This window comes from Streptomyces sp. NPDC016469 (assembly GCF_040632905.1).
Lineage (GTDB): Bacteria > Actinomycetota > Actinomycetes > Streptomycetales > Streptomycetaceae > Streptomyces.
Window position 1 is genome coordinate 42,875 of record NZ_JBEYCQ010000041.1, and the last position, 8,205, is coordinate 51,079.

The following is an 8,205-nucleotide window of genomic DNA, read 5'->3' on the forward strand; positions in this document are numbered from 1 at the left end:
TCGCAGCGAGCGCCATCAACGATTCAACTTCGGTGGCAGACGGTCCAGGTTCGATGCCAGAGGACAGCTGGAACTCCGAGGCCGAAGCGGGCACCCGTGTTCATCAATCGACACCGAACCCGGAAGGCCCTCACCCATTCAAGATCTCTCAGTCGAGACCTGCATCACCCGTCCACAACCTCCCAGGACAGAACACCTAGGCCGGGCAGGACAGCCTGAAGGCCTCGTGGGCGGCGGTCGACGCCTTCTTGTCCAGCGGTTCCTCGCAGCTGATGAGTCCGCCGCCCGAGCTGGGCCAGGTGACCACGTGCCCCGTGGTCGTCCTCCGGTCCTCACCGCTTCCGCAGGTGTAGCGGAAGTCCGTCTCGACCAGGCGGACGAAGCTGTAGGAGACCAGCCGGACGGTGCGGGCCGAGCCGCTGGCCTCGCCGCCGCCCGAATCGATCTCCGCGTATTCCCCCGGCTCGCCGAGCCCCGACCCCATCTCCGGATCGTCGTCCTTCTCCGTGAATCCGAGGTGCGTGCTCAGCGCGATGAGCACCTGCTTCGGGTCCACGCGCGACCCCTGGGACACCACGGACGCCTGGTCCGTACGCAACCGCCGGACGGGCTCGGTCAGCTTGGTCATTTTGCTGGACCCGCCCGTGACGCGCTGCGGGTCGGCGAGCCCGTTCAGTACGGAACGGTCCTGCATGTTGAACCAGGTGTACGTGCCGCCCCGGCATGCCTGCGGCTCCCGGGCGACTGTCTTGTCCGCCGCCGCCCTCGCCGATCCGGTCGGCTTCGCGTCGGTGCTCCCGCCGTCCGCTGCCGAGCAGCCGCTGACGCACGCGAGGGCCGCCGCGACGATCGCGGCGGCCGCTCCGAGATGCACTCGTGTCCGCTTCATGGTCCCGCCCCCGTGGTCCGTTCTTCCGGTGGAATTCATCGGTGGTCACGGACCACGGTGGCCGTAACGGTCCTCACGGACAAGTGACTTGAGCAGTTCCAGAGGTGCGGATATCCGGCTACTTCCTCCGCTCGGCCGGGGCACCCGCCGCCTGCGGGGCCTTGTAGCCGATGTCCTGGTAGTGCGGCACCCCGAGGCCGAAGGCGCCGACGTTCACGAGTTGCCTGCCGGTGGCGACAAGCTGAGGGCGCTGGAAGGGGGATCGATCCGGCCGCGGCCCAGATGCGGGCGTCCGCCTGTTTCACAGCCGAAGGAGCGCGAAACAGGAGTGGGTTTTACTCCCTGGAACGCGTGTAGAGCTATGGGGCATGTCGGTACGCCATCAGGCGTCGGCGGCCAGCGGACCACGCGAGCCGATAAGTGCCAAACCGTGCGATCGTGTCACTCCGGACGGCGCGGTCCGCGCCGGTGACCGCCGCGCTAGAGGCTGCAGTGCAGGCTGGCGATATCTTGGCGCCCCGCTTGGTGCTGGCAGTCGCCGAGCAGATCCTTGTCGACGAACACCCAGACGATGACCCGGCACGACTGACCGATCTGGCTGCCGGGGTTGTCTCCTCTCAGAGTGGGCTCTTGAAGATCCGGCTGGAGTGCTGTCTGGCGGACCTGGCCGTCCGGGCCGGACGGAGCCCGGAAGAAGCCTATGCAGGCCTCGACCGGCACGCTCTGGGCGGCCGCATACCGGAACGCCCCGCGGTCTTGGTGCACATGCGCCGCGGACGCGCCCTGGCCCTTGCAGACCTCGGAAGCGAGGCCATTGAGGCCTACCGACGCGCTGTACTGGCCGCTACCCGAGAAGACCTGGGCGGCGACGCCCGGCACGCCCTGCGCTCCATTTCCTTCCTGTCCGACCAGTACAACGCAGGTTTCAAAGAATCGTCCCAGGCCATGCTCTCGGCCCGCACGGTCGGCGCCAAAGGCGCGCGGCTCATCAACCTTTCCTTTAACCCGGCCGTCAGCGCCCTGGAAGCCCTGGTCGACGGCAGACTGCCCGACGCCTCACGAGCCGCGCATCAGTGGCTGTGGCAGGACCGGCTCTCCGGTGCGCTGACCGATGAAAACCTCGCTCACCAGCGATACGGGGAAGTCTTCAACCGTGCCGGAGAAGCGAAGTATTCCGTGCGCCAATTCATCCTTGCCGGCCGCCGGAAGGACGCATGTTCCGCAGCCGAATCACTAACCGAGTTCCTCGACGTGAGTAGCCTCCTGGACATCAGGGCGCGGTGGGTATGCAGCGCAGCCGCGGCGGTGATCGGCCAGCAAGCAGATCTCATTCCTGATGACGCCGTCGCGGGCATCGCCGCCCGCCTTGCGGACATCGTCATCACGGGCACTCAGTCGGCGCTGGCGGGTATCCGTCCAGTCATCCAGGCTCTCGGAGCCCTGGGAGCGCTCGATGAGCGACTGCCGGAGGCGCCAGCGCAACAGATCCTGCCCTTGCTGATCGAATGGATTCCACGAGAGCCCGGCATTTCCCGGTCCATTGATGAGCAGATGCTGGCTTTCCTCGCTGCCTGCACCAAGGCCGACTTGCCCGTGGCAGACCAGGCCGCGCAAGCCCTGCTGGATGCATGGAAGCTCGATGTGAACGGAGCAGAGGGTCTGCTGGCCGACCTTCATACCCGTCTGCCGTCGGCTGTGCCGGTGGTCCGCAAGCGGGCGCAACAGGGACACCGCGGGGCCGCAGCTGTTCTGGCGCACTGGCAGGTGGACGACCCGTCTATCGCCGAGACCGCGCGAGAACTGGCCGACGCCGTGCTGGCCGAACCGGTGGGAACCGACCGCCCCTTCTACTCAATGGGCACCATCGCGCCGCAGTGCGCAGCATTCCTTAAGGCTGCCCAGACACCCAGAGCGCCACAGGCACCAGCCTGCGTGAACGAGTGGCAGCGCACCTGCTGTTGTGGGCCGAAGATCGTAGGGACATGGCCGACCGACGATCCGAGGCCGTTCGCGCATTGTCCATCCTCGCCGAGACTCTTCCAGTGCCCGTGCGAGACGACACCTTCGAACGACTCATGGTCCTGTACCAGGATCCGGGGCAAAACTCGGCTGACGCACCCAACACCCCCTGAGCCGCTTCAAGGTCAACACGGAAGGGGAATGGCGTCTGCCCGCAGCGATCCTGCACGCATCCGCCCTTCTTGGCACCACTGCCGAACACGCCATCCGCGTCGAACAGCATCTACTCCCCCTCCTGACCTACCCCGAACAGCAGGGAGGCAACGGCTGGCTGCAGGCACGGACCGTGTGTGAACTCGACCCTTTGGCGCCCGCCCCGATCTCACTGATGGCCACTCATCCATCACAGTTTGTGCGGCAGACTGCCGTGGTCTGCTGGGGCCGCGCCAGCCACCGAGATCCGTCTCTGATACACACCTTCGCCGAGGACTCCAATCCCGGCGTGCGCCGCAACTTGGCCCACGCCCTTGCCAGCTTCACCTCGGACGAACACCGCACGTACGCTGCCGTCACTGCAAAGCTCCGTACGGACAGCAGCGCACGTGTCCGCAAAGCGGCAGCGCAAATCCCATAAGCAGAGTCCCGGCAACAAAAACATGGATGCTGCGCCGACAGCCCATACGTCACAAACATCTACACGACGCATAGGAGCAGCTCAGAAACGTCTCAATCACTTCCAGGATCGGTAAAACGGAGGAAGCGCACCGGACATCGGGCCGGATCGGGAAGCCGTGGGCCGTCGTCCACGACAACACCCGCATCCCCGCGCATGTGGCAGCTCGACGAGGACGCCGGCCGCGGAGTGCTGGCCGAGCTGGTCGTGAGCATGGAAGACGACCCGGAAGGGCCCTTCGGCAGCAGGGCGTACACGCTCACCCTCTCGGCAGCGGTGGACCGGGGCATCTGTGCCCCGTACCAGGTCGTGTGCGTGGACATCACCGACACCCAGCTCCAGGCCGCGCAGCTCCTCGGGGTCGAGGGCCGGTCGGACGAGGTACGCGGGGCCCGGCTCGCCGCCCTCCAGACCGCCTTGGTGAAGGCGTCCTCGAAGGAAGGCTTCCGGCGCACGCTGACCTTCCACCACCAGGTCCGCGAGGCCGAGGCGTTCGCGACCGGTCTCCCCGACGTCGCCGCGCGGCTGCACGCTGCCGAACCCGAGCTCTACCCGCGCACGATCTGGGCCGACTGGCTGTGCGGGGAGCACAAGCCGCTCCACCGGCGCCGGGTGCTGGACGAGTTCGCGGCCGGGATCGCCACCGACGGCGCGGTCGTGGAGAAGAGTTTTCTGGGGTCGGTGAAGGTCCTGGGCGAGGGCGTCGACACCAAGAACTGCGACTCCGTGTACTTCGCGGACGTACGCGGGGCGATGCCCGACCTGGTCCAGGCGGTGGACCGGGCACTGCGAATACAGCCCGGCGAGGGCAAGATCGCCTCGCTCGTCGTGCCAGTGCTCCTCGGTCCGGGCGAGACCGTCGACAGCATGCTCACCTCCCGGGCGTGTTCTGGGCTCGCGAAGCTCTTGGAAGCCCTCCGGGCGCACGACGCCCGCGTCGTGGAGCGGCTTGCCGAGCAGCAAGTCCCTAGCGCCTACACGCCCGCACAGGGCCAGGGGGCGAAACGGGCGAGGCCGAGGAGGGCGAGGTGGACGGTCCGTCGGCGCCGGCGCGGGAGCTGCTGAAGTTCTCCGTGCCGCGTGATCCGGCGCAGCTGGCCACGTTCATCAATCTGCGTGTGCTCAATCCGGAGAACGAGCACTGGCAGCGGGGTGTCGAGGCCGCCGGGATCTATCACCGGTTGCATGGCGATCTGGAGGTGCCGTTCACCTACCGCGCGCCCGCCGCTGACCCGAATGAGGTCGAGGAGGGCTTGGGCGAGGTCGAGGTGTGGCCGGCGTCGCTCGCCGGGTTCCCCCTGGGTCAGTGGACGGCCGACACCCGCAGGTTCTACGCCCGCGGGGACATGGGTGAGGAGCGTGTCGCGCAGCTGGAGGAGCTGGGCATGGTGTGATCGCACTACGACGTCGCGTGGGACGAGGGCCTCGCGGCGGCGCGCGGGTGGGCGGCCCAGGCCGGCCACCTCTTGGCTCCTACCAATGCCGTCCACCAGGGCTACCGGGTGGGGATCTGGCTGAAGAACGCGCGGGCCGCGGCCCGCAGGGCGGCCGCGAACGAACGGCGGCGTGCCGAAGGGCTGCCGGTCCAATCGACGGCCGGGGCCTTGTCGGACTAACGGCGCGAGCAGCTGGAGGAGATCGATCCGTCGTGTTGCCCGGCCTGGCCGGTGGAATGGCAGCGCGCGTTTCATCTCGTCCGGCTCCGCATGGACGCCGGCCACCCGCTGCCCACCGAGCCCGGCGATGTCATGGACCAGGGCGAGGACCTGGGCCGGTGGGTGCGGGCGGTGAGGCTCGGGTGGGACGGCCTGACGGCCGTGCAGCAGTGGCTGTGCGGACAGGTTCTCGGGATCGAGCCGGATACGGAAGATGAGAAGCCGCACCCTTCCCGTACGCAGGCTGGCATGTGGGCGATGAACTACCAGGCGGCCAAGCAGTACTACGAGCGCGAGGGGCACCTTCAGGTCCCGCGGAAGTGGGTCGAACAGATCGTCGGCGAGGGCCAGGAGGGCCGCGCCCACAAGCTCGGAACCTGGATCGGGAATCAGCGGAGCAGGGCGGCAGCGTTGTCCCCGGAGCGGATTGAGCTGCTGTCCGCCATCGGCATGCGATGGACGTAAAGCGTGAACCTGATGCACGTCTCCTGTGGTGCCGCCGAGGAGATGAACGCGATCAACGCGTATCGAAACCCAAACGATTCGGGACATCGCCCATTGTGCCGAGCACCGTGACCTGTTCCACCAAACGGCTCAGGGCGTCCGTGAGGGAAAGTTGGTCGACCCGCTCAATATAGAGAGTGCGGAGATCGGCGCCGAATTCTCCCAGAGCTCGTGCAAGGTCGACATCCATCACGGTTTCAACGATGCACCCGGCCGAGGTGATGTCACACCGGCCGAGAACCGCAGCTCGCTGACGTCCTCCTTGCAGTCCTCGTGTCGCATGTGGCGCTCCTCGGAGAACCTCTAGGCTGGCTGTACAGCATTTGGACCTTGTAAGGGGAAGCGCATGGCAATGGGCACCGTGAAGTGGTTCGACGCGGAGAAGGGTTTCGGCTTCATCGCCCAGGACGGTGGGGGGCCGGACGTGTTCGTCCACTTCTCCGCGATCCAGGGCCACGGCTCCAAGGAACTCCAGGAGAACCAGACGGTCGAGTTCGACGTGCACCCGGGCCCGAAGGGGCCGACGGCCGAGCATGTCAACGTCCTCTGACCGGCCATGAGACCTGATTCGGACCGCCTCTCGCACGCTTTGCTCTCCGAGCGTGCAAGAGCGGTCGCGCATACCGCTCTGCGTTCAGTCGTATGACTGGTCCCACTTCACTGGCACGCGATCCAGATTCAACGGCAGAGGACGGCGTCGATCACAATGTGGTCACGGCGGAGGGGTTTCCAAGATCGGCGTCACACGCGAGCCCAAAACCGGTCCTGTAGAAGGTGAATGGCGGGATAGGCCCGACTGGAACTGCCCCTGGCCGCTGAACTGACAGCGCCACTACCGCGTCCTGGCCGACCTGGTCGACGCCGACGGCCACCTGCCCCACATCGCGCCCGGCGTCACGTTCGACGGCGACGACATCGGCACCTGGCGGTGGCGACAGCAGGAACCCGGCACATGGGCGCAGCTGATGCCCGAACAGCGCGAACGCCTGACCGCCCTGGGCGTGCAGGGCGCGGCCCTCCTCGTGGCGGCCGCCACCCCAGCAAAGCTCCGTCCCGCGCTGGCCGCCGCGCTCAAGGGCCCGAAGAAACCCGGGAGCAAGGCCGAGGCCGCCTTCCAGCGCGGCCTGGCAGCCCTCACCCAGTGGGTGGAGCGCGAAGATACCGGCCAGCCCGTCCCACGCGGGGCGGTCGTGGACGTCGTCGTCGCCGGCGAGACCGTGCCAGTGCGACTAGGCTTATGGCTGTCGAACACAAAGGCGAGGCGGGACAAGCTCACCTCGCAGCAGCTGGCCGCCCTCGCCGAACTGGGGCTCGACTGGGCGGCATAGCTGGATGGCTGGCACCTCAGTACATGACGATCATCTGGGCTGAGTGTCACGACGTTGTCCGGAACCGCACCGCCTTCAGTACCCTTACATCCACGTGCAATGTACGGGTGGCTGGGAACAAGCGGCCGCCAGGAAACTGGGGGTGGTCGCAATGGCGGTAGTGAATCTCTCGGCGATTGATAAGAGCGTGCGTAGCGAGGTAGCAGCAAGGGGCCTGCACCTCGTCTCTGTTGACGAGCATCCTGGACCGCCGCGGGTCTTCATATGTACAGACCCGGATCCGGATGACATCGGCTTCACCTTGAGGGGACACGTGACCTTCGATGCTGCCAGCTGGTACACCGCCTACGGGATGAATGGCCTCCTGCACATGGGGGCGCCAGCTATCGACGTGATTCACAGCATGCCCCCGTTCCCGAGTTGGGAAGCCGGGATCATCGCCGTGCTCAACGCGTTCGACCAGTATGCCGAGAGCACCCACTACTAGAGGTTGTCCCGTAACTGCTGGTCAGGGGTGAGATGATCTTGCCGTGACTGGTGTGATCACGGCGTCGGAGCCCTCCTGGATAGGTCCGTTCACCGGGCTGAGCCCTCGGCAGTTCAGCAAGTTGATCACCGCGCTGCGGCGTGAGGGAGCCGATCCGGTCCGCAAGGGCCGGCCGTGGTCGCTGCCCTTGGAGGACCGGGTGCTGCTGGTGGCCGCGTACTGGCGCACCAACCTCACCCTGCGCCAGCTCGCTCCGCTGTTCGGTATATCCAAGTCGGCAGCCGACCGGAGCGTCGACCATCTCGGACCGGCTCTCGCCCTTCAGCCCCGGCGACGGTTCCGCAAAACCACCGTGCTCATCGTGGACGGCACCCTGGTTCCGACCCGCGACCGGACCGTGGCCGCATCCAGCAAGAACTACCGCTACTCCACCAACCATCAGGTCGTCATCGACGCCGACACCCGCCTGATCGTCGCCGTCGGCCGGCCGCTGCCCGGCAACCGCAACGACTGCAGAGCCTTGGGAGAACTCCGGCGCGAAGGCCGCCGCCGGCACCACTCCCACGGTGATCACCGACGGCGGCTACCGCGGCACCGGCCTGACCATCCCGCACCACCGCAGGCACAAGAACGACGAACTGCCCGCCTGGAAGGAGGACCACAACGCCTCCCACCGCAAGGTCCGGGCCCGCGTCGAGCACACCTTCGCC

The 8,205-nt window shown here is 67.0% G+C and carries 6 protein-coding genes and 4 pseudogenes; 7 read left to right on the forward strand and 3 right to left on the reverse strand.

The genetic code is table 11. The features are described from left to right. Positions 1 to 196: 196 nt before the first annotated feature. Positions 197 to 889, reverse strand: a complete 693-nt coding sequence (locus tag ABZ565_RS31820; RefSeq protein WP_361034644.1) for a hypothetical protein — start codon at positions 887 to 889, stop codon at positions 197 to 199. Between the two features lie 118 nt (positions 890 to 1,007). Further along, positions 1,008 to 1,194 (reverse strand): annotated as a pseudogene (locus ABZ565_RS31825) (hypothetical protein); the annotation flags it as partial. Positions 1,195 to 1,411: 217 nt separating this feature from the next. Here ABZ565_RS31825 and ABZ565_RS31830 point away from each other — a divergent pair. The 3 genes and pseudogenes from ABZ565_RS31830 to ABZ565_RS31840 form a co-directional block, all read left to right on the forward strand. Then, complete coding sequence (locus ABZ565_RS31830) at positions 1,412 to 3,202, forward strand: hypothetical protein (RefSeq protein ID WP_361034647.1); 1,791 nt, start codon at positions 1,412 to 1,414, stop codon at positions 3,200 to 3,202. 34 nt (positions 3,203 to 3,236) lie between these two features. Then, on the forward strand, positions 3,237 to 3,482 hold the full coding sequence (locus ABZ565_RS31835) for a HEAT repeat domain-containing protein (RefSeq protein WP_361034650.1): 246 nt from the start codon (positions 3,237 to 3,239) through the stop codon (positions 3,480 to 3,482). 119 nt (positions 3,483 to 3,601) lie between these two features. After that, positions 3,602 to 5,641, forward strand: a pseudogene (locus ABZ565_RS31840) (Helicase associated domain protein); the annotation flags it as partial. A 52-nt stretch (positions 5,642 to 5,693) separates the two neighbouring features. Here the strand turns inward: ABZ565_RS31840 and ABZ565_RS31845 are convergent. After that, a complete protein-coding gene (locus ABZ565_RS31845) occupies positions 5,694 to 5,873 on the reverse strand; it encodes a hypothetical protein (RefSeq protein WP_361034653.1) in 180 nt (59 codons plus the stop codon). Between the two features lie 153 nt (positions 5,874 to 6,026). Here ABZ565_RS31845 and ABZ565_RS31850 point away from each other — a divergent pair, with 153 nt between their 5' ends. The 4 genes and pseudogenes from ABZ565_RS31850 to ABZ565_RS31865 form a co-directional block, all read left to right on the forward strand. Next, a complete protein-coding gene (locus ABZ565_RS31850) occupies positions 6,027 to 6,230 on the forward strand; it encodes a cold-shock protein (RefSeq protein WP_361034656.1) in 204 nt (67 codons plus the stop codon). 244 nt (positions 6,231 to 6,474) lie between these two features. Continuing rightward, a pseudogene (locus ABZ565_RS31855) lies at positions 6,475 to 7,008 on the forward strand (helicase associated domain-containing protein); the annotation flags it as partial. Positions 7,009 to 7,150: 142 nt separating this feature from the next. Continuing rightward, positions 7,151 to 7,495, forward strand: coding sequence for a hypothetical protein (locus ABZ565_RS31860; protein WP_361034659.1), 345 nt, complete (start codon positions 7,151 to 7,153; stop codon positions 7,493 to 7,495). 43 nt (positions 7,496 to 7,538) lie between these two features. Continuing rightward, positions 7,539 to 8,205: pseudogene (locus tag ABZ565_RS31865) on the forward strand (transposase); the annotation flags it as partial.

Excerpts from the sequence above, each read along its gene's own strand:
- ABZ565_RS31820 (WP_361034644.1), bottom strand. The coding sequence starts at position 889 with ATGAAGCGGACACGAGTGCATCTCGGAGCGGCCGCCGCGATCGTCGCG.
- ABZ565_RS31835 (WP_361034650.1), top strand. The coding sequence starts at position 3,237 with ATGGCCACTCATCCATCACAGTTTGTGCGGCAGACTGCCGTGGTCTGC.
- ABZ565_RS31850 (WP_361034656.1), top strand. The coding sequence starts at position 6,027 with ATGGCAATGGGCACCGTGAAGTGGTTCGACGCGGAGAAGGGTTTCGGC.